The organism is Vibrio sp. Isolate32 (assembly GCF_022397955.1).
GTDB lineage: Bacteria > Pseudomonadota > Gammaproteobacteria > Enterobacterales > Vibrionaceae > Vibrio.
Genome location: NZ_JAKEUQ010000005.1, coordinates 81,234 through 101,581, shown reverse-complemented (window position 1 = coordinate 101,581; position 20,348 = coordinate 81,234). Strand labels below are relative to the sequence as shown.

The 20,348-nt window shown below is 43.0% G+C and carries 19 protein-coding genes and 1 other RNA gene; 13 read left to right on the top strand and 7 right to left on the bottom strand.

Going from position 1 to position 20,348, the window contains the following annotated elements:
- The first annotated feature begins 4 nt into the window (after nt 1-4).
- The 3 genes from L1D11_RS05690 to L1D11_RS05680 are packed head-to-tail and all read left to right on the top strand — an operon-like array spanning nt 5 to nt 3,488.
- Nucleotides 5-1,615, top strand: coding sequence for an AAA family ATPase (locus tag L1D11_RS05690; RefSeq protein WP_239862237.1), 1,611 nt, complete (start codon nt 5-7; stop codon nt 1,613-1,615).
- A complete protein-coding gene (locus tag L1D11_RS05685) occupies nt 1,602-2,456 on the top strand; it encodes a hypothetical protein (RefSeq protein ID WP_239862236.1) in 855 nt (284 codons plus the stop codon). Before L1D11_RS05690 ends, L1D11_RS05685 begins: the two co-directional genes overlap by 14 nt.
- Before the next feature lie 9 nt (nt 2,457-2,465).
- Nucleotides 2,466-3,488 (top strand): hypothetical protein, encoded by a 1,023-nt coding sequence (locus L1D11_RS05680; protein ID WP_239862234.1) that lies wholly within the window; start codon nt 2,466-2,468, stop codon nt 3,486-3,488.
- 179 nt (nt 3,489-3,667) lie between these two features.
- On the opposite strand, the gene L1D11_RS05675 is transcribed toward L1D11_RS05680, so the two are convergent.
- The 3 genes from L1D11_RS05675 to smpB all read right to left on the bottom strand — a co-directional run bounded on the left by L1D11_RS05675 (nt 3,668) and on the right by smpB (nt 5,990).
- Nucleotides 3,668-4,906, bottom strand: coding sequence for an integrase domain-containing protein (locus L1D11_RS05675; RefSeq protein ID WP_239862232.1), 1,239 nt, complete (start codon nt 4,904-4,906; stop codon nt 3,668-3,670).
- Nucleotides 4,907-5,071: 165 nt separating this feature from the next.
- Nucleotides 5,072-5,438, bottom strand: a transfer-messenger RNA (tmRNA) gene (gene ssrA, locus L1D11_RS05670).
- 66 nt (nt 5,439-5,504) lie between these two features.
- Complete coding sequence (smpB, locus tag L1D11_RS05665; protein ID WP_004737567.1) at nt 5,505-5,990, bottom strand: SsrA-binding protein SmpB; 486 nt, start codon at nt 5,988-5,990, stop codon at nt 5,505-5,507.
- A gap of 119 nt (nt 5,991-6,109) precedes the next feature.
- Here smpB and L1D11_RS05660 point away from each other — a divergent pair, with 119 nt between their 5' ends.
- Both L1D11_RS05660 and L1D11_RS05655 read left to right on the top strand, forming a co-directional pair.
- On the top strand, nt 6,110-6,538 hold the full coding sequence (locus tag L1D11_RS05660) for an SRPBCC family protein (RefSeq protein WP_239862230.1): 429 nt from the start codon (nt 6,110-6,112) through the stop codon (nt 6,536-6,538).
- A 3-nt stretch (nt 6,539-6,541) separates the two neighbouring features.
- Entirely contained in the window at nt 6,542-6,850 is a 309-nt protein-coding gene (locus tag L1D11_RS05655; protein ID WP_239862228.1) for an RnfH family protein, read from the top strand.
- A gap of 160 nt (nt 6,851-7,010) precedes the next feature.
- Here L1D11_RS05655 and bamE read toward each other — a convergent pair whose 3' ends face one another.
- From bamE to nadK, 3 genes are all read right to left on the bottom strand, one after another.
- Complete coding sequence (bamE, locus tag L1D11_RS05650; protein WP_004735159.1) at nt 7,011-7,370, bottom strand: outer membrane protein assembly factor BamE; 360 nt, start codon at nt 7,368-7,370, stop codon at nt 7,011-7,013.
- A gap of 167 nt (nt 7,371-7,537) precedes the next feature.
- A complete protein-coding gene (recN, locus tag L1D11_RS05645) occupies nt 7,538-9,202 on the bottom strand; it encodes a DNA repair protein RecN (protein ID WP_239862226.1) in 1,665 nt (554 codons plus the stop codon).
- 292 nt (nt 9,203-9,494) lie between these two features.
- Nucleotides 9,495-10,379, bottom strand: a complete 885-nt coding sequence (nadK, locus tag L1D11_RS05640; protein WP_239862224.1) for an NAD(+) kinase — start codon at nt 10,377-10,379, stop codon at nt 9,495-9,497.
- Nucleotides 10,380-10,522: 143 nt separating this feature from the next.
- Between nadK and grpE the strand changes: the two genes are divergently transcribed.
- The 4 genes from grpE to dnaJ all read left to right on the top strand — a co-directional run bounded on the left by grpE (nt 10,523) and on the right by dnaJ (nt 16,595).
- Nucleotides 10,523-11,104: a nucleotide exchange factor GrpE gene (gene grpE / locus L1D11_RS05635; protein WP_239832035.1), complete on the top strand. Its 582-nt coding sequence runs from the start codon at nt 10,523-10,525 to the stop codon at nt 11,102-11,104.
- 391 nt (nt 11,105-11,495) lie between these two features.
- Nucleotides 11,496-12,770, top strand: a complete 1,275-nt coding sequence (locus L1D11_RS05630; RefSeq protein WP_239862222.1) for a dicarboxylate/amino acid:cation symporter — start codon at nt 11,496-11,498, stop codon at nt 12,768-12,770.
- Nucleotides 12,771-13,254: 484 nt separating this feature from the next.
- A complete protein-coding gene (dnaK, locus tag L1D11_RS05625; protein WP_239862220.1) occupies nt 13,255-15,168 on the top strand; it encodes a molecular chaperone DnaK in 1,914 nt (637 codons plus the stop codon).
- 284 nt (nt 15,169-15,452) lie between these two features.
- Nucleotides 15,453-16,595, top strand: a complete 1,143-nt coding sequence (dnaJ, locus tag L1D11_RS05620; RefSeq protein ID WP_239862218.1) for a molecular chaperone DnaJ — start codon at nt 15,453-15,455, stop codon at nt 16,593-16,595.
- Nucleotides 16,596-16,737: 142 nt separating this feature from the next.
- Here dnaJ and L1D11_RS05615 read toward each other — a convergent pair whose 3' ends face one another.
- The gene (locus tag L1D11_RS05615; RefSeq protein ID WP_239862216.1) at nt 16,738-17,169 is read right to left on the bottom strand and encodes a type IV pilin protein; all 432 of its coding nucleotides are present in this window, start codon (nt 17,167-17,169) and stop codon (nt 16,738-16,740) included.
- A gap of 102 nt (nt 17,170-17,271) precedes the next feature.
- Here L1D11_RS05615 and L1D11_RS05610 point away from each other — a divergent pair, with 102 nt between their 5' ends.
- Genes L1D11_RS05610 through L1D11_RS05595 form a run of 4 tightly spaced genes read left to right on the top strand, consistent with a single transcriptional unit; the run spans nt 17,272 to nt 20,131 of the window.
- Nucleotides 17,272-17,778: a GspH/FimT family pseudopilin gene (locus tag L1D11_RS05610; protein ID WP_239862214.1), complete on the top strand. Its 507-nt coding sequence runs from the start codon at nt 17,272-17,274 to the stop codon at nt 17,776-17,778.
- Nucleotides 17,759-18,391 carry a pilus assembly protein PilW gene (locus tag L1D11_RS05605; protein WP_239834422.1) on the top strand — a complete coding sequence of 211 codons (633 nt, stop codon included), beginning with the start codon at nt 17,759-17,761 and terminating at the stop codon, nt 18,389-18,391. Before L1D11_RS05610 ends, L1D11_RS05605 begins: the two co-directional genes overlap by 20 nt.
- Nucleotides 18,388-19,692, top strand: coding sequence for a hypothetical protein (locus L1D11_RS05600; RefSeq protein WP_239834420.1), 1,305 nt, complete (start codon nt 18,388-18,390; stop codon nt 19,690-19,692). Before L1D11_RS05605 ends, L1D11_RS05600 begins: the two co-directional genes overlap by 4 nt.
- Nucleotides 19,682-20,131 carry a prepilin-type N-terminal cleavage/methylation domain-containing protein gene (locus L1D11_RS05595; RefSeq protein ID WP_239862212.1) on the top strand — a complete coding sequence of 150 codons (450 nt, stop codon included), beginning with the start codon at nt 19,682-19,684 and terminating at the stop codon, nt 20,129-20,131. The genes L1D11_RS05600 and L1D11_RS05595 overlap by 11 nt, the downstream gene beginning before the upstream one ends.
- Nucleotides 20,132-20,348 lie beyond the last annotated feature (217 nt).

Genomic DNA, 20,348 nt, shown 5'->3' with positions numbered 1-20,348 from the left:
TAGAATGAAATTAAAGGAACTAACAATCCCCAACTACAAAGGGTTTAGTAATTTCACAACAACCTTTGACCAAAGCTCTCCAATAACCACTGTTATCGGCCAAAACGGAGTAGGTAAATCCAACCTTATTGAAATAATTGTTTTGATTTTTCGGGCAATTGATTTAGGTGAAAAAACAGAATTTAGCTATACGCTTATATACGAATGTCGTGGTCACGAAATTCAAGTTAGATTTGATGTATATAACTCTAAGAATAATTTAGTTATTGTAGATGGCGTTAAGAGATCCCCTTCTTATTTGAAAAGTAATGCCAATGAATACTTACCGATGAATGTATTTACTTATTATTCTGGGACCAATTGGCGTGTAGAACAACTTTTTCTTAAGCATCAAACTCAGTTCTATAATAGGTTAACAGAAGGTGAGGAAAGGTTATTACGTCGTTTTTTTTATTGTCGAGATGTACACAGTTTCTTTGTGCTTCTCGCTTTTCTTGTCGATGATGACCCAGCCTGTAAAGAAATTCTTAAAAAGTTAGATGTTGAGTCGCTCGATTCAGTTTTATTTTGTCTTAAAAAGCCTTACTGGGCTAAAAACAAGCCTAAAGGAATTATGTTATCGGAAGGTGATCCACGTTTTTGGTATTCTAGAGGAGTTGTGAAAGATTTTCTCAACAAACTCTGGGATCACTCTATTGCACCAATTGATAACAAGGAAACTAAAACTATCGATTTTAGAGGAAGAACAGAAAAGCAAGAAAGACTGTATATGTTTTTGCCTGACAGAGAAGCTTTGACCGAGCTCAACAGCCATTATTCCGATACGGCGACTTTATTTAAGAATATAGAAAGTACCTATATCGCAGATATATTAGAAAGTGTTGAAGTAACCGTTAACCTTAAAAATAATCAAAAACTGACTTTTGACCAGCTTTCAGAGGGCGAACGTCAGTTATTAACCGTACTTGGTCTAATGAAGTTTACACGAGATGATGAATCTTTGTTTTTGTTGGACGAGCCAGATACTCACCTTAATCCTCGTTGGAAATTGAATTATTTTGAACAAGTAGAAAAGATTCTAAATCATAAAATTGATGGCAGTGATAAAACTGCTTGGGATTCTAGCCAAATAGTTTTGACCACACATGACCCGATAATGCTTACTTCGTTACATGCAAAGCAGATCCGTGTGTTAACAGAAGATAACGAAGGTAAGTACTCTCAAGAGCCTGAGGAAGATCCAATTAATATGGGAGTTGAAGCTATCATCCAGTCGGACTTATATGGTATCAGAACTAGTCTTGATGATAGTGTTCAAAAATTGATTGATAAGCGAAACACACTACTTTCTCAACTGAATGAGGCAAACCAAGAAGACGAGCAATCGACGGCAATAAGACAAAAGCTAAAAGGAATCAATAAAGAGCTAGATGACATTGGTTTTTCTAGTTCACATCCTAACCCGTACTTCTCTAACTTTGCCAAAGCTCTAAGTCGTAGCCAAGAATTTAAGCAACCTTTTTATACTGATGAACAGCACAGTCGAATTCAGAATTTGTCGGATAAATTGTTAGCAAGGGTTATTAAGAAAAGGAACAACAATGATAAGAGTTAAAGTTCCTTTTAAGTTGGAAGATTATGACGCCTTAGAGAGTGATGACACATTGCAAAACGATGTTAAGCAATGGCTCGCTAAAGTTTCTAATGTAAACAAAGAACTATCTAAGGCTAAAACTGTTCAACAACATAAAGCTACAGTCGAGGACAATGATGGATTATGGAAAGATGATAAATTAAAAGAGTGGATGCTATCTCAAAGTAATGACAAGTGTTGGTACACCGAGGTTAAATGTGGCGCTGAATATTTAGAAGTCGAGCATTTTCGACCTAAAGGAAACGTAAAGGACGATACAGGTAGAAGTGTCTCAGATGGCTACTATTGGTTGGCATTTAACCTTTGTAATTATAGGTTATCCAAGCCTATGCCAAACAGGAAAAAAGGGAGCTATTTCCCTATATTGAATGAAAAATTCAGAGCAAAATCAAATCAAGATTGTCATTTAGATGAGCTGCCCTACTTTTTAGACCCGTTGTCACCAAGAGACCATTTATTGTTAAGTTTCAATGATAATGGCAAGGCTGTTCCTGAATTAGATATTCGTCCAAATCAAATCAAGCGAGTAACTTTTACAGTTAAACATTTAGGGCTAAATCATCAGCTACTAAACCGCAGAAGAAAAGAAGTCTGGAAAACTACTAGGCAATTATTTAATAGGTATACTCAATTACTCATAAAAGCAGATAGTGGAAGTATAAGAGCTGAGTCAAAAGCTGAAGAAGTAGTAGACCAGCTTTATGAACTGGTTTCTCCAAGCTCTGAGTTTTCATCTGTCGCAAAAGCAGCGCTTATGAAAACAGGTGACAGTATGGCTCAAAAAATAGCAGCGTCTAGTTAGGTGAATAAAGTGGCAATTTATCAAGTAACAGATAACGAAATCAAAGCAATCTCACGAACTACTTTTTCTGAATCAGGACTCAAGGAGCGAGAGGATTTACAGCGTCTACTTAAACACCAAATCGAGATCATCTCGCCAGACACATTAATTGTTGCTGAAGAGTTTGGTGAATGGGATGAAAGCCGAAGACGTATTGATTTGTTGGGTGTTGATAAGCAAGCTAATATCGTTGTTATCGAACTAAAACGCACCGAAGATGGCGGTCATATGGAGCTTCAAGCCGTGCGATATGCAGCTATGGTATCAACGCTTACGTTTGATCGTTTGGTTGATATATACGGCGACTACATAAAAGCCAATGACCTTAACTTAGATGCTGAAGCCTCAATCCTTGAGTTCTTGGGGTGGGACGAAAAAGAAGAAGACGAATTCGCTCAAGAAGTGAAAATTGTACTTGCTTCTGCTGAATTCTCGCGCGAGTTAACAACAACTGTAATGTGGCTAAATGATTACGGCTTATCTATTCGTTGTGTTCGTATGCACCCATATGAAAGTGACGGTAAAATATTGCTAGATGTTCAGTCTGTAATACCTATTCCTGAAATTGAAGATTACCAAGTTAAGATCCGTGAGAAGCGCCAAAAAGAACGAGCCTCGCGTTCTGGTGGCAGAGACACAAGCCGTTATTCAATTTACTTTAATGACGAGCAAGTCCACGCTCATATCCGTAAATCAGATATCGGTTATTGCACCGTGCAATTACTTAACAACAAAGGGATGATTAATCAGGATGTTTTTGAGTTCTTGAGGGCTGATAGTACCTGTGCGTTCCAGTTGCTTAAGTTAGAGTCAGAAGTAACTGAAACCAATAAGAAATATAATAAGTATCGTGTGTCTCGTGATCCCGAGTTGATCTATGATGGCAAGGAATATTATGTTGCTCGCAACTGGGGTAAAGAAAGTGCTGAGATGTTTGCTAACAAGATTACGGTGAAATTCCCAGAGATTACTTACCAATTGCATACTGAATAGCCTTATACGATTGAAAGTTTCCACTCTTAACTGAAGTAAAATGGCTATTCATTTTTCACTAGTGAATATGGTTCGAGTTGTTTTGCTATGTTCGTTAATCCATAACAGTCTAGATACTCCCCCTGTAATTTTTTAGCTAATAGCGGTAAGGGGGAGATCAGGGAGAATTAGTGGTATATCTAGACAACTTTGAGCTGCTTAATTCCTGTAACAGACAGCGTGCCTTTGCTCGCTTCTTCAATATGTCCACTCCACCAGCACATCATCGGACGGCGCCGTTCCAGATAGTCGGTGCGGTTGTAGGCACTGCGAACCTGATTGCTGTCCACATGCGCTAGAGATGCTTCAACTAAATCTTTGTCAAAACCTTGTTCATTCAGTGTTGTACTAGCCAGCGAGCGTAGGCCGTGGCTAACGAGTCTACCTGCAAATCCCATACGCTTAAGTGCCATATTTGCTGTTTGGCTGTTACATGGCTTTTTAGGATCTCGGTCAGAGGGGAAGATAAATTCACGGTGTCCACTAATCGGCTTTATAACCTGAAGTAGCTCCAGCGCCTGTTCTGTTAGTGGAATACGGTGCTCTCTTCTTTTTTTCATTCGTTCAGCTGGGATGGTCCATACCTTCTCACCCCAATCAATCTCTTCCCACTTAGCACCAGAGGCTTCACTTGGTCGTGTCATAGTATGAAGCTGCCACTCGATTAAGCATCGCGTCGTGCGCTTTATGCTTGCGTTGGCGATAGCTCCCATTAGTTCAGGTAGCTCGGCTGGAGCTAAAGCTGCCATATTCTCTTTCTTTGGCTTTTTGAATGCAGCTTTGATACCCGTTAGTGGGTTAGCTTGTACCAGTCCGCAGTTAGTTGCGTAGTTCATAACTTCGTTCAGGCGCTGTGCGAGACGTTTGACGGTTTCTAAGCTGCCTTTGGCTTCTATCGGCTTAAGAAGCTCTATAACTTGCGGAGCAGTGATTTCACGGACGGGTACATCGGATAGGTGAGGGAATATGTGTAGTTCAAGAGAGCGCCATATATCAATGGCATAGTCCGCAGTGACATCATCCTTTTTGATTTCAAACCACTTGGTCGTCACATTGAGGAAGGTGTCTTCATGAACAGCTTTTAGCTCTTGCTGGTGGCGCTTTCGCTCTTCTTGAGGGTCAATGCCTTGAGCTAGGAGTTCTTTTGCTTCCATTGTCAGCTTACGAGCCTTGGCTAAGGGGAGGTCAGGGTATTTACCAAGACTGAGGTTAGCCCGCTTGCGATTAGCTGGTCGATAGTAATTGAGTATCCAGTGTTTGGAACCATTCGGTTTGATGCGCAAGCGAAGCCCATCACCGTCGAAAAGGTTGTATTCTTTTTCGCTTGGCTTTGATGCTTTGATTTCTTTATCGGTAAGGCGTGTTGTTATTTTTGCCATTGTGGGTACACCGTATTGAACTTACAAATTCAGTGTACCTTGTGATGTACCTATAAATCAAAGAAGCTATGGGACGTCATTAGATGATAAAAGACGCTAAGTTATTGATTTTACGTTTCTGAGGGTACAAAAAAAGACGCCCTAGGACGTCTTTAAATGTAGAATTGGTGGAGCTGGCGGGAGTTGAACCCGCGTCCAAAAACTATTCATCATTGGTACTACATGCTTAGTCGATCTTTAAATTCACCAGCAACCTGCGAACCGACACGCTAGTTAAAGGCTAACCTGAATTATAATTCGCGCTTTTCCTCTCAGGTGGGAGAAGCCACGCTAGCTTGTTTGGGTTTGATCTCTTGTAGGTCCCCGTCTTACGAGCGGAAGCTAGGGCAAGAGAGCTCTGAGCAGGTTATTAAGCTGCTAGTGCGTAGTTTTCGTCGTTTGCGACTATTTTTTTGCGGCTTTTTACGTGGCCAACCGCCCCACGGCATGCACCTCAGACTTCAAAATTCCTGTCGAATCCTAAATCAGCCCCAAGTGTTATTTGCATAGTACCAGAAAAGCTTACCCTGTCTAGCACTGTGCGTTTAAGTGCTTAAAATTAGCGCAAATTACTCTTCATAATTCGTGCTTTATCTCTCGCCCAATCTTTTTCTTTCATATCAGTACGTTTATCGTGCAGCTTTTTACCCTTCGCTACGCCGATCTTAATCTTCGCCCAAGAGCGAGACCAGTAAAGTGCGGTTGCGACAAGTGTCATGCCTTCACGGTTAATACGACCGAATAGGTTGTCGAGTTCTTTTCTCGACATTAGGAGTTTACGGACACGTGTTGGGTTCGCCACGATATGAGTACTCGCTTGAGTAAGCGGAGTGATCGTCATACCACTAATGAATGCTTCGCCATCACGGATGTAAACGTAGCTTTCTGCGATATTCGTTTTGCCTTCACGTAGGGATTTTACTTCCCAGCCTTGTAGCTCAAGCCCCGCTTCTATCTCATCATCGATGAAATATTCGTGGCGAGCTTTCTTGTTAAGCGCAATGGTATTGCTACCGGCTTTTGATTTTGATTTATTCTTTGCCATAATGGCCTCATTATACGGATTGCACCCTAGTTGGGGAATCCTTTTTATTTGCGCTCTGGCCCAATACAATTAAAATTGCAGTTTGTGTTAATGTAACGCTGTCTTTAACAGGAGTCTATATGCCAAAGGTTACTCGTTCAGCATTAGTGTCGTTTAGTGCCGACCAGATGTTCAGCTTGGTCAATGATGTTGCTCGTTATCACGAGTTTTTGCCAGGGTGTTCTGGTTCACGTGTGATCGAATATTCAGATTCAACTATGGTGGCTTCGGTTGATGTCTCTAAAGCGGGTATCAGCAAAACATTTACAACATCGAACCGTTTAGCGGATGGCGCTGAGATTTTGATGGAACTGGTGGACGGCCCGTTCAAGAAACTGCAAGGCGGTTGGTACTTTACCCCATTGGATGATCAGGCCTGTAAGGTCGAGCTCAAGTTAGAGTTTGAATTCTCTAGCCGAATGATTGAAATGGCATTTGGTAAGATTTTCAATGAGCTAACGACCAACATGGTTAGCGCATTTACTCAACGAGCGAAACAGGTTTACTAAACCATGACTATTGAATCAGATATGATCCACGTAGAAGTTGTGTTTGCACTTCCGCATGAGCAGCGTGTGTTTACTTTGGTTGTGAACAAGAATGCGACTGTTGAAGAGATTGTTGCGCAGTCTGGCATTTTGGAGTTGTATCCAGAGATCGACTTAGCGAAAAACAAGGTTGGCGTGTTCAGCCGTAACGTGAAGTTAGATGCAACGGTTCGTGATAAAGACCGAATTGAAATTTATCGAGCACTGATGGCCGATCCAAAAGAGATTCGCCGTAAACGTGCTGAACAAGCGAAAGCCGCTGCTGCTAAGTAGCTGCGAAGAACGGATTGAATTCATAGAGAGCTCGCCACATTGGCGAGCTTTTTTGTATCTGTGAGTGAGATGCGGTGGGTTGATTTGTACGCAAATATTAAAAAGCCTGCTCAGTGAGCAAGCTTTTGAGATTATTTATTGAGAGGTTGTCTACTGAAAGCTAGCGAAGGCTTTCGAAGAACTCATCACTGGCTTCAAAATCACCGTTGATCGTGACTAGGGTGCCTGTAGCATCAAAGTTCACGACGAGGTTTTTCTGAATCGGGTCTTCATGACCTTTTTGGTGGTGGTAAATGTAGTACCACGTATCTGGGTAGCCATTTTCGATAAGCATAGGTGAGCCCATAACGTAACGAACTTGTGTTTTTGTCATGCCAAACTTGAGCTGGTCGACAGCTTCTTGTTCAACATAGTTACCCTGATTGATGTCAATTCGATAAACCAACTTCTCTAGTAGAGAGCAACCGGTCAACATTGTTAGTGCAAGTGGAACTGCAACTAACCACTTTTTAATTCGCATAGTTTGAGATCTTTCTTCGCTAAAATACTGCCTGATAATAAACAAGCTCCAGCAAGAAGTAAAAAGCTCCTTGCGCTTTGAGCTTGTTATGACTGGCAATTTTGAATTTAGTTGCAAAATTGCCAATATTTTTCGTCAAATTATCAGAAAGTTGCTGAAGATTTAATCTAAGCCGCGACTAATAACTCTTTTGCGTTGGCAAGAGTCGACTCGGTGATTTGGCTGCCGCCAAGCAGTCGAGCCAGCTCTGAAACGCGTTGTTGCTCATCAAGTGTGTGCATTTGAGTTTCGGTTTTACCTGATTTCGTGTTCTTTGCAACAAACAGCTGTTGGTGACCGCAACCGGCAACTTGAGGTAAGTGAGTAACACACATTACCTGCGTAGATTCGCCCAGTTTTCGCAGCATCTTCCCGACTACAGCGGCGGTTGGACCACTGATACCCACATCCACTTCATCGAAAATCAGACTTGGTGTATCGACTTTTTGTGCGGTGATCACCTGAATTGCTAAAGAAATACGTGATAGCTCACCACCAGACGCCACTTTAGCGATTGGCTGCATCGGTTGGCCTGGGTTTGTAGAGACAATAAAGGTCACGTTATCCATACCCAATGGTGATGGGTGAGTGTTGGTGTTGTTTACTTCAATCGCAAACTGCGCTCTTTCCATGCTGAGTTCATGCATGCTTTGCGTGATCAGTTTATTTAGCTCTTTCGCGTAACGAACGCGAGATTTATGCAGTTTCTCAGATTTTGCTACGAATGACTGGTATTGGTTTTCAACGTCATTCGCTAACTCTTCAAGCTTCTCATCAGAGCAATCCAACGCTTTAACTTGTTGTAGCAAGTCTTGGTGGTGTTTATAGAGTTCTTCAGGCAATACGTGGTGTTTACGTGCCATCGACATCACTTTAGAGAAGCGCTCTTCAACGTAAGCCATACGACCTGGATCGACATCGATGCTATCAAGATAAGTTCTTAGCTCGCTGTTAGTCTCTTCAATCTGAATAATGGCTTCAGACAGCATATTTGGTAGCTCAGCAAGTCGCTCGTCTAATTCTGCGAGTTGAATTAGGGAGTGATTGGCCGATTGCAGAATACCAAGCGCATTAACTTCTTCACCTTCGTAAATAAGCTCGATAGCTTGCTGGCAGGTTGAGGCCAGTTCTCCGCTATTGGAGAGGCGCTTATGCTCTTGTTCGAGGTCTTCATATTCTTCCTCCCCAATAGATAACTCATTTAACTCTTTGATTTGGTATTCAAGTAGTTGTTTTTGAGCTTGGTTTTGCTGGCTATTTTCACGTAACTCTTTTAAGTGGTTATCCGCTTGTCGCCACGCTTGGTAAGCATTACGTGTCGATTTCAATAGGTTCAAGTGACCTGCATATTGATCAAGCATGGCCATTTGGTAATCGTTTTTCATCAACTGGTGATGCGCGTGTTGGCCATGGATGTTGATCAACAGTTGTCCAAGTGATTTCAATTGTGAAAGAGGAACCGGGCTACCGTTAATGAATGCACGCGAGCGACCTTCTTTAGAGATGGTTCTGCGCAGGATGCACTCAGTGCCGTCTAGAAGTTCGTTATCTTCTAACCAGCGGGTTGCGTGCAGATTGTTCTCAAGTAAAAAAGCAGCACTGACTTCGGTTTTTTCTTCACCTTGTCTAACCATTCCTGCATCGGATCTCCCTCCAAGACACAAACCCAAAGCATCGATTGCGATAGATTTACCCGCACCGGTTTCCCCGGTGATTGTTGTCATGCCTTTAGAAAGTTCTAGCTGTAAAGACTTAACAATAGCGAAATTATTAACACTTAAATGAGCCAGCATTTTTATTTACCTGTATAACTGAATAATACTGTATATAAGTTCAGTATATACTGTTTCTTTATACAGTAAAGTCGACAGGTGAAAATTTTTTGTGATAACTCTCAGAATTGTACTTGTCTGTAGTTCACTGAAACCACTATAGATTCCCAACTCAGTCGTTCCTCCTTCTTGGGAATGACAATCTCTGGGATTTACGTGAAGGCAGAGCAGGCGGGCGTTATACAGGTAATAAAAAAGGCTAACGAATATCGTCAGCCTCTGAAATTTTCGGTTGTTGCTAGAGTGCCATGAGTTAGAACAGCTTGCTCGACCAGCCCAGTTTGTTCCGTAGGACATGGTAGTAGTTGTAGTCTTTCGGGTGGATCAGCTTGAGCACATTTGGGCTTTGGTAAATGTGGATCTCGTCGCCTGGCGATACAGGTAGCGAGATTTGACCATCGCAGCTGACTTCTTGAGTGCCGCGGTTATCAGGCGATACGATCAGTTTAATGTGACGTTTCCCATCGACAACAAGTGGTCGGCTTGAAAGCGTGTGCGGGAACATAGGTACCAAAGAGATGGCATTCAAGCTTGATGACAAAATTGGGCCGCCGCCAGAAAGTGAGTAGGCGGTAGAACCTGTTGGTGTCGACACGATTAAACCATCAGAACGCTGCGAGAAGGCGAAGCTGTCGTCGATGTACACTTCAAACTCGATCATGTGTGCGACTTGGCCGGGGTGAAGTACCGCTTCGTTGAGTGCCGCATTGTGGCTTTTTATTTGGCCATGGCGGTGGATCTCTGTTTCAAGCAGGAAGCGTTCTTCTTCCATGAACTCGCCTTTGAGAACATCGGTCAGCGCGCTCTGGAAGTTTTCTGGGTTGAGATCGGTCAGGAAGCCAAGGTTTCCTCGGTTCACGCCAATCACTGAAATATCGAAACGAGACAAGATTCGAGCGGCGCCGAGCATGTTTCCGTCACCACCGACTACAATGGCGAGATCGGCACGTTTACCTAAGTCGACCAGGCTAGAAAAATGTTCTTTTGGGATATCGTCTAAAATACTGGCGAGTCTGTCATCAATAAACACTTGATAACCCTCAGCACTCAACCACTGATAGAGTTCTCTATGAGTCTGAATTGCTTGCTGATCTCGAGGTTTGCCGATAATGGCGATGACTTCAAATGGCTTTTTCATAACGTTTCCAAACGAATTAGGCTTGAATCAAAATTCTTCATCCCCATAATAAAGGCAAGTTGAACGTCTATGCGAGTGTTTTATATCAATTTGAGGCGCAAACCCGCCTGTCACTTGCATTGGAAACGAATTCTGGAGATATCATGAGCAACGAAGAAAACAAAGTAACCGAAGAAGAACTAGATCAGATCATTGCTGAAGCAGAAAAAGTTGAAGAAGCGGAACTGAACGCAGACGCTGCTGATGAGCAGGAAGCAAAGATTGCTCAACTAGAAGCGGCATTGCTAGCTAGCGAAACTAAAGTGAAAGAGCAGCAAGACTCTGTTCTTCGCGCTAAAGCTGAAGTTGAAAACATGCGTCGCCGTAGCGAGCAAGAAATTGATAAAGCGCGTAAATTCGCTTTGAACAAGTTTGCTGAAGGTCTGCTTCCTGTAATCGACAACCTAGAGCGTGCAATGCAAGCTGCAGACGCTGAAAACGAAGTGGTTAAGCCACTGTTTGAAGGTGTTGAGCTAACGCACAAGACGTTCGTAGACACAGTTGCTAAGTTTGGTCTTAAAGAGATCAACCCTGAAGGTGAAGCGTTCAACCCTGAATTCCACCAAGCAATGTCTATCCAAGAAAGCCCAGATCACGAATCAAACACGGTTATGTTCGTGATGCAAAAAGGCTACGAGCTAAACGGTCGTGTAGTTCGTCCTGCAATGGTAATGGTTGCTAAGTAATTGAGTGGTGCTTGCATAGTGAAAGGTTCGACCTTTTACTGATCAAGCGAGCTGCAGTTACGACATAATTCACTAGTTGATGTGAAATAAGAAGAGAGGCTTATGCCTCTCTTTTTTTGTGCCTGTCACTTGAGAATCCGCGTAAATAGTCCGTCAAAGTGCATTAAGGATGTCGTTCTTTTTATTTCATTTAGATCTGCGATTTAGAGTTTTGTGTTATGAAACTTGTTGTTATTGAATAAATGTTTTGATGTCACATTTGTGATGTTTTTGTAAATAAATGCTTTTAATTGTTATCTTTGTATGTAAAATCCACTGCCATGTAGTAATTTTACTCGCATATATAACTATAAAAGTACAAATCTTAAACACAACAAACTGGAGAAGGACGATGGATAAATCGCTCTCAAGTAAAATCTTTGTAGGCTTGTTCGCTGGTCTGCTTATTGGTACTGCTATTCAGTACCTATTCAGCGGAATCGCTATTTTTGACACTTACCTACTTGGTGCTGCAGAAGGCGCTGGTGGTATGTTCGTATCACTTATCAAGTTGCTGGTAGTGCCTCTTGTATATGTATCTATTGTTTGCGGTATCGTTGAACTAAAAGATATCCGTTCATTTGGTCGTCTTGGTGGTAAAACCTTTGGTCTTTACATTATTAACACCATCATCGCGATCTCTGCTGCTCTAACGATTGGTCTTATTTTCCAACCTGGTGCTGGTGCAAACCTAGCAGGTACGGTTTCTGAGACGATTGCACTTACAACAACAGAAACACCAGACATCTTCTCTCTTGTTGTGAACATCGTTCCTAGCAACCCAGTACAAGCATTCGCAAGCGGCGATATGCTACAAATCATCTTCATGGCGATTCTGACTGGTCTTGCTATTCAAGCACTTGATTCTCGTGGTGGCCCAGCTATCAAGACATTCAAGATGGCTAACGAAATCATGATGAAGCTTATCGGCCTAGTAATGAGCCTAGCGCCATACGGTGTATTCGCTCTGATGATCCAACTAGGTGCAACACTGGATGCAAACACGCTAATGTCAGTAGCTGGCTACGTGGCGCTTGTTGTTGCAATGCTTGTGTTCTGGATCTTCTTCTTCTATCCAATGATGGTGGGTTCATTCACTGGTATTTCTCCAAAGCAGTTCCTACGTGCAACTCGTGAGCAAGTTCTATTCTCACTATCTACTGCAAGTTCGAACGCGACAATCCCAGTAACAATGCGCACTCTTACTGACAAGCTAAACGTATCTAAGTCAGTAGCGGGCTTCGGTGTACCACTAGGTGCAACAATGAACATGTCTGGTGTATCTATCTACATCGCACTAGCGACTATGTTCGTAGCAAACGCATTTGGTCAGCCAATCAACACTGCTGATATCTTCACTCTAGGTCTAACTATCCTGCTACTGTCTATCGGTGCTGGTGGTGTTCCAGGTGGCGGTGTAGTAATGGTAGGTGTTCTATTGCACCAACTAGGTCTACCACCAGAAGGTCTAGCTATCGTTGCTGCTGTTGACCGTATCTGTGACATGTTCTGTACTACTTCAAACGTAGTGGGTGACACAGCGGTAAACACTATCGTTGCTAAATCTGAAAACGAAATCGGCGTTGAAGCAGACGAAGAAGTTGAACTGAAGAAAGCAGAAGCTTAATTAAAAGCTCTTCCTTCTATAGACAATGTCTATGTTGAAAGCCTTGATTGAAAACGGAGCCCAAGTGGCTCCGTTTTTTTTTGGGGTTGATAAAGATAAATGTTATTTGGAGTGCAGTGGGGCAGCATGGTTTCGGCTGTGATGAGTTTGTTTCTTTACGCCTTGAGTATTAACCATAAGGCTTGTACAAGCAGTAACAGATGTCATCCACACAAGATAAAATGGGGCTTTTGAATCGAATTACGGGTTTATTAGCGTGTTAATGATATGCATTCTTACCCAATCATTCCTTTTATTAAAATAAATGTAAAAAAATCCCTTTTCACCCTTGAAAAGGCTTCGTGAGCCCTTATCTATGGTGCATACGAAAGCAAATTACATTTGCACTTAAATTTTGTGTATTAGGGTTGAATCCCTGATTACCGCCCCCCACATATGTGGGTATAGCAAAAACTAATATAGATTATATTTCGGAGATAGCCTGATGGGTCGAATCATTGGTATTGATTTAGGTACTACTAACTCTTGTGTTGCTGTTTTAGACGGCGACAAACCACGCGTACTAGAAAATGCTGAAGGCGAACGCACAACAGCATCGGTAATCGCATACACTGACGGCGAGACGCTAGTTGGTCAACCTGCGAAACGTCAAGCAGTTACTAACCCTCAAAACACGCTATACGCAATTAAGCGTCTAATCGGTCGTCGTTTTGAAGATGAAGAAGTTCAACGCGATATCGAAATCATGCCTTTTAACATTGTTAAAGCTGATAACGGTGATGCGTGGGTTGAAGCGCAAGGCCAAAAAATGGCTGCTCCTCAAGTATCTGCTGAAGTTCTTAAGAAAATGAAGAAAACAGCTGAAGACTTCCTAGGCGAAGAAGTAACTGGCGCAGTTGTTACTGTTCCTGCTTACTTCAACGATGCTCAACGTCAAGCAACTAAAGATGCTGGCCGTATCGCTGGTCTAGATGTTAAACGTATCATCAACGAACCAACTGCTGCTGCTCTAGCTTATGGCCTAGACAAGCAAGGTGGTGATCGCACTATCGCTGTATACGACCTTGGTGGTGGTACATTCGATATCTCTATCATCGAAATCGATGAAGTAGAAGGCGAGAAGACTTTCGAAGTTCTTTCAACTAATGGTGACACTCACCTTGGTGGTGAAGATTTCGATAACCGCATGATCAACTACCTAGTAGATGAGTTCAAGAAAGAGCAAGGTATCGACCTTAAAGCTGATCCACTAGCAATGCAGCGTGTTAAAGAAGCAGCAGAAAAAGCGAAAATCGAGCTTTCTTCTACTACTCAAACTGACGTAAACCTACCTTACGTTACTGCTGATGCGACTGGTCCTAAGCACATGAACATCAAAGTGACTCGTGCGAAGCTTGAGTCTCTAGTTGAAGATCTAGTTCAACGTTCTCTTGAGCCACTAAAAGTTGCTCTAGCAGATGCTGACCTATCTGTAGGCGAAATCACTGACGTTATCCTAGTTGGTGGTCAAACTCGTATGCCTATGGTTCAAGCAAAAGTAACTGAATTCTTCGGTAAAGAGCCACGTAAAGACGTGAACCCTGACGAAGCAGTAGCAATGGGTGCTGCTGTTCAAGGTGGTGTACTAGCTGGTGACGTTAAAGACGTACTACTTCTAGACGTTACTCCTCTATCTTTCGGTATCGAAACGATGGGCGGCGTGATGACTAAGCTTATCGAGAAAAACACAACTATCCCTACTAAAGCGGATCAAGTGTTCTCTACAGCTGAAGACAACCAAAACGCAGTAACTATCCACGTTCTTCAAGGTGAGCGTAAGCAAGCGACTTACAACAAGTCTCTTGGTCAGTTCAACCTAGAAGGTATCCAACCAGCACCACGTGGCATGCCACAAATCGAAGTAACTTTCGACCTAGATGCTGACGGTATCCTAAACGTATCTGCGAAAGATAAAGCGACTGGTAAAGAGCAGAAGATCACTATCCAAGCATCAGGCGGTCTGTCTGAGGAAGAGATCGAAGCAATGGTACAAGAAGCAGAAGCTAACAAAGAAGCGGACAAGAAGTTCGAAGAGCTAGTAACTGCACGTAACCAAGCTGACCAAATGATTCACGGTACTAAGAAGCAAGTAGAAGAAGCTGGTGAAGCTCTACCTGCAGACGAGAAAGAGAAGATCGAAGCAGCTATCGCGGCACTAGAAGAAGTTAAGTCTGGTAACGACAAAGAAGCTATCGACGCTAAAGTTCAAGAACTTATGCAAGCAGCTCAGAAGCTAATGGAAATTGCTCAACAACAAGCTCAAGCACAGCAAGCTGGCGCTGAAGCTGGTGAGCAACCTAAGCAAGACGACGATGTGGTAGACGCAGAGTTCGAAGAAGTTAAAGACGACAAGAAGTAATTTCGTCACAGAGTAGCCTGATTTCGTTGTCGGAAGTGCTCACCTACTAGCGTAGGCTGCGCGCTTCCTCCTAGAACTCAAGCTATCTGCTTAGAAATTTGTCTCGAAGACTTATTAATACGGGCGTCAGAGGTAACTCTCACGCCCGTAAATTTGTATTTAGACTTGTCGATCTAGATAATAGCTTTATTCGGTGATTCAGCCGGCAGAACTTTTATCTAGATTGATACACAGACTACTGAAATTACTTTTCGGTAGTAGCAATTATTTTGGTGACCTAGAACATGTCAAAACGTGATTTTTACGAAGTATTAGGCGTAAGCCGCGATGCATCAGAGCGCGATATTAAAAAAGCGTACAAGCGCTTAGCAATGAAATTCCACCCGGACCGTAATCAGGGTGATGAGAGCGCAGCGAACAAATTTAAAGAAGTAAAAGTAGCGTACGAGATCCTAACCGATCCTCAAAAGAAAGCAGCTTACGACCAATACGGCCACGCAGCTTTTGAACAAGGTGGCATGGGTGGCGGCGGTTTCGGCGGCGGTCAAGGTGACTTCGGCGATATCTTCGGTGACGTATTTGGCGACATCTTCGGCGGCGGTCGTCGTGGTGGCGGTCAAGCGCGTGCACAACGTGGTTCTGATTTACGTTACAACATGGAGCTTTCTCTAGAAGAAGCGGTTCGTGGTGTTTCTAAAGAAATCGAAGTTCCAACACTTGTTGAATGTGATACCTGTGACGGAAGCGGTGCGAAGAAAGGTTCTTCAGCGCAAACATGTGGCACTTGTCATGGCCACGGCCAAGTACAAATGCGTCAAGGTTTCTTCGCGGTTCAGCAGACTTGTCCTACTTGTAATGGTAAAGGCAAGATCATCAAAGACCCATGTAACTCTTGTCACGGTCAAGGCCGTAAGCAGAAGACGAAAACACTTAACGTTAAGATCCCTGCTGGTGTTGATACTGGTGATCGTATTCGTCTATCTGGCGAAGGTGAAGCGGGAGAGCAAGGCGCTCCAGCTGGCGACCTATACGTACAAGTTCACGTAAAAGAGCACAACATCTTCGAACGTGACGGCAATAACCTTTACTGTGAAGTACCAGTAAGCTTCTCTATGGCTGCTCTAGGTGGTGAAGTTGAAGTACCAACACTGGATGGTCGTGTAAATCTTAAAGTGCCAGAAGAAACACAAACGGGCCGTATGTTCCGTATGCGTGGCAAAGGCGTGAAAGGCGTTCGTGGCGGCGGTGTAGGTGACCTAATCGTTAAGCTAGTGGTTGAGACGCCAGTTAAGCTAAGCTCTCGTCAGAAAGAACTTCTACGTGAGTTTGAAGAGACATGTGGCGGCGAAGCGGCAAGCAAGCACAAGCCTAAGTCTGAAGGTTTCTTCAGCGGCGTTAAAAACTTCTTCGATGACCTAACTAAGTAATTAGATTATAGAAATATTAAGTTATCGATACTTTAACTTAATGACGAAAATAGAAAGCCTGCTCTTGTAGCAGGCTTTTTTGTGACTATAGAAAAGAGAAAAGAGAAAAGTGGTCACACATGGGCTTGATTGGCTGACCTCATTATTTCCAACACGCTGATGGCTCTGAGATACCAGAGTGGTGTAACTCTAAAATATCAGTTGTCGAGTCTAAGCAGTCATCGTTTGTCTGTGGGGAGTGCGGCTCAGCTTGGACAGTATAGGTGGTGGTGCTTGCTGAAATAGCGAGTGTGTATCGGCTTGTATCGGTATCGCAAAAACTGCATGTCCCGGCGGAAATAATCCCTTGCGCTGCGGATGCATAATCGCCCGTATATAGGGTTTCCATCTCTAATTGTATCTTGGTTATGTCGGCCAGCGCAGTCACACGATGCGCCTTCATTACATGATTAGTATAACTCGGGTAGGCGATTGCCCCAAGTATTCCCACGATGACTACAGCCAGCAATAACTCGATCAATGTCATCCCTCTCATGCTTATGTTGTTGCTGTTGCATATAATTTTTCGAATCATCGCGAGTAGTTTCCTTTCATAACTCCGTACATTCTTCTCCGGTGGTAGCATCGCTGCAAGATTAAATACGGTTACGCACTGAATTACATAGGAATTTGGGAAATGACTCGCGGGTTTACTTTATTAGAGCTGTTAATAATGGTATCGGTACTGTCGATACTGATAGCGACGGCTGCCCCGAGTTTTAGTTCGGTGACTCAATCCGTTAAGATGCAGCGGTTGGCAGGGGAGCTCAATGGTTTCTTAATTCAAGCTAAGTCTGAATCGGTGAAAAGGAATCAAGACCTCTGGGTGCATTTCTCTACCGCAAAAAATGAAGTGCAATCTACTGGTGACTGGACGGTATGGTTGAAGCCGACTGAAGATCTCACTGGCGAAACTTTGCTGCAGTTGTCGGGCGAACCATTTCGCGATGTCTCATTTTCTCACAACTACACAGGGGAAAGAATCAGCTTTGAGAGTGTCAGGGGAAGACCTGCCAGAGGTACGATCTATCTTTCTCCCAATACATCTTCAACCGACCGTTTATTGATTAAATTATCTAGCCCTCCTGGGCGCATAAAAGTGTGTGGTGAGTCGAGTGCGCAGTATGGCTATGATGCGTGTTAAGCCTGTTGTGGTAGGACCTAGCAAGCAACAAGGCACCTCATTGGTTGAGTTAATGGTGGCCTCTGTGATTGGTATCTTCGCTATCTCGATTATCGGCAGTGTTTTTATTACAGGGCAGAGAATAGCCAAGGATAAAGGCATTGAGTTACTGTTGCTACAAAACCTAACCAGCACCATGCAAGTGATGAAAGAAGACATTCAACGAGCGGGTTACGACGGCTTAAACGGTTACTCAATCAAGTTGTCTGGCGCAAGCAATACGATTCAAGTGAGTGGTGGCGTTGCGGTCGGCTTTGTTTATTTCAGAGAGGGTTCTAGCGACAATAAAAACCACCGCAATATTGTTTACCAAAAAAACGGCACCAAGCTGCAAATATGCGAAAAGGGCACCACAGTATCAGAGGCGATCCCCACGTTTGAACAGGTTACTGGCTGCTATTCACTGTTTGATGACACCATTATGGATGTCGATGAGTTCAACATTACGTCTCGGGTATTAGAGCAAAACTCGATAAAGAGCACGCTTACGGATATCAGTATTACCGCATCAATTCCAACTGCAGGTATTTCCAAATCGGTTTCGGTTTCCGTTAAACAAAGGAACTGGCAATGATGATATTTAGAAAGCAGCGCGGCGTGGTGACCTTGTTGGTGACATCGGTTCTTTTAGTTGGAGCTTTAGTGGTGATGTTAGGCACGTACCGCAGTGTTTTCCATCAAATTAAAGTCGCACAGAATGAAGTACAGGGCAGACAAGAACATTGGCGCTCGGAAGGGGGCTTAGAGTGTGGCTTCACTTACATCGTTGAAAATGATCTGACTACTATCCCTAATGATCTAATGGATTACTGTCAGCAGTCGAAAGTTGTTACGTTGGGATCAGAAGCACTCACGCCGAATATATTGGTGTCGAGTTCTGAGTCTTTATCGTTGAACAAAGAGATTAGCTTTGAAGACGCTTCGGGATTAGGAGTAATGCAAACCAATTCGAGTTTAGAATTTATTTCTGATCACAATATCGATATCAATCCTGATATTGCTCTTACTGCTGTTGATGGTATTAACGAGTGTGTATCTGTTCGATTTTTAGATAGTGTCATCTATAAGCAAAAGGGAGGGGGACGTTTAAAGACCATCGCTCCAGAGTCACCTCCTTTTCCCACTTTCGAGTCTTGCCAACAAACCACCAATATTAGCAGTGATGCATCCATCGATTCTACAGGGGCATTGCCTTCAAACTCTTTTCAATCAGACTTCAAGTTCGATCCTGATATAGATACGTTCTCTAATTACTTTGGAGTACCTAAAACGTTAGAGAACATTGACCAAATTAAGCTTGATTATCATGTTGTAGACCTTATTGATCGGACCGTCTCCCCCCCTAAGCATATTGATTTGGTTGATGGTGAATATGAAGGGAATAAGTGTAGCACAGCCATTAATGATGCCTTTTCAAGTGGAGAGAATAAGGTATGGGTTATAGGTGATTGCGTCGTTTATTCACCTGCGATTAATGTAGTTGAACCTATCCCAGGGGTTATTACGCCACGCTCTCTGGTGATTCAAGATGGCATCGTTGCGAACGGCAACGCGAGCGTATTTGATGGGTCTTTTTATCATCTAAATGATATGAGCGTATTCGATAACCCTAACACTCCCGATCCTGATACCGACCTACTTGGTGGTTTATGGGCTAAAGTTCCAGATACAATTCCTATCACTGATTTAGTACAGAGTAATTCGGTTTATATTGGATTTGCTTCTTTTTTTCCTAAAGGAGGGATGTTCTTTGATTCCGTTGGTGGGGTGTCGACAATTCAGGGTTCAATCAATTTGGATTATACCGGTGAATATAACCCTCATAGTGCTCCTTTGAAAGCGAAGTGGAAGCGAGGCTCATGGAATGACTTCTAAACAACAAGGTTTCAGTCTGATTGAGGTACTTATCTCTTTTCTGCTGATTGGCGTTGCGTCGTTAGGGCTGGTTAAATTACAGGTATATGCGGAACAAAAATCGGATCATGCGCTCCAGAGTGTGGAAGCTTTGCATTTTGCAGAAAGGCAGATGGAGTATTATCGAACTCGCGCGTTCAATGTCAGTGGCGCGGTAGGGCTTATTCCTTTTGAGGAACTAAGCGAGGCGAATCATTGTCTCAACATCGCGAGTTCAGATCCCTTATCCGGTTTATCAGGCTCTGCGTATTCGATGAAATGTGAAGTCACTAATGCGAGCGGAGCCTTATCTGGCGCCCTCAAAAACATTATTGTCACAATTGCATGGCAGGATCGTATGAACCGCGCACAAAGCATTTATCTCGAAACTATGCTCTCCAAATACAGTGAGTTTGACTGATCCCTAAGTAAACGTTTACTGCATGCCAAGGCTTACGCCACTCCATTTACGGACAATTTTCACCCCTCGGCCATTATTTGATTGCTGGTTAAATAAATGTGTATGGGTTTGTGCTTTTATGTTTTTATATTGTTTCGCTAGCATGATATTTTTGCAAAATATGTCTCCATTTATGAAATTTATGGTGGAACCTTGTGCTTTTTATGTGGGCTTTTAA

Bases quoted from the DNA above. Each gene is read 5' to 3' on its own strand.
- L1D11_RS05690 (WP_239862237.1), top strand. From the start codon at position 5: ATGAAATTAAAGGAACTAACAATCCCCAACTACAAAGGGTTTAGTAAT.
- L1D11_RS05685 (WP_239862236.1), top strand. From the start codon at position 1,602: ATGATAAGAGTTAAAGTTCCTTTTAAGTTGGAAGATTATGACGCCTTA.
- L1D11_RS05675 (WP_239862232.1), bottom strand. From the start codon at position 4,906: ATGGCAAAAATAACAACACGCCTTACCGATAAAGAAATCAAAGCATCA.
- smpB (WP_004737567.1), bottom strand. From the start codon at position 5,990: ATGGCAAAGAATAAATCAAAATCAAAAGCCGGTAGCAATACCATTGCG.
- L1D11_RS05660 (WP_239862230.1), top strand. From the start codon at position 6,110: ATGCCAAAGGTTACTCGTTCAGCATTAGTGTCGTTTAGTGCCGACCAG.
- L1D11_RS05655 (WP_239862228.1), top strand. From the start codon at position 6,542: ATGACTATTGAATCAGATATGATCCACGTAGAAGTTGTGTTTGCACTT.
- bamE (WP_004735159.1), bottom strand. From the start codon at position 7,370: ATGCGAATTAAAAAGTGGTTAGTTGCAGTTCCACTTGCACTAACAATG.
- recN (WP_239862226.1), bottom strand. From the start codon at position 9,202: ATGCTGGCTCATTTAAGTGTTAATAATTTCGCTATTGTTAAGTCTTTA.
- nadK (WP_239862224.1), bottom strand. From the start codon at position 10,379: ATGAAAAAGCCATTTGAAGTCATCGCCATTATCGGCAAACCTCGAGAT.
- grpE (WP_239832035.1), top strand. From the start codon at position 10,523: ATGAGCAACGAAGAAAACAAAGTAACCGAAGAAGAACTAGATCAGATC.
- L1D11_RS05630 (WP_239862222.1), top strand. From the start codon at position 11,496: ATGGATAAATCGCTCTCAAGTAAAATCTTTGTAGGCTTGTTCGCTGGT.
- dnaK (WP_239862220.1), top strand. From the start codon at position 13,255: ATGGGTCGAATCATTGGTATTGATTTAGGTACTACTAACTCTTGTGTT.
- dnaJ (WP_239862218.1), top strand. From the start codon at position 15,453: ATGTCAAAACGTGATTTTTACGAAGTATTAGGCGTAAGCCGCGATGCA.
- L1D11_RS05615 (WP_239862216.1), bottom strand. From the start codon at position 17,169: ATGATTCGAAAAATTATATGCAACAGCAACAACATAAGCATGAGAGGG.
- L1D11_RS05610 (WP_239862214.1), top strand. From the start codon at position 17,272: ATGACTCGCGGGTTTACTTTATTAGAGCTGTTAATAATGGTATCGGTA.
- L1D11_RS05605 (WP_239834422.1), top strand. From the start codon at position 17,759: ATGGCTATGATGCGTGTTAAGCCTGTTGTGGTAGGACCTAGCAAGCAA.
- L1D11_RS05600 (WP_239834420.1), top strand. From the start codon at position 18,388: ATGATGATATTTAGAAAGCAGCGCGGCGTGGTGACCTTGTTGGTGACA.
- L1D11_RS05595 (WP_239862212.1), top strand. From the start codon at position 19,682: ATGACTTCTAAACAACAAGGTTTCAGTCTGATTGAGGTACTTATCTCT.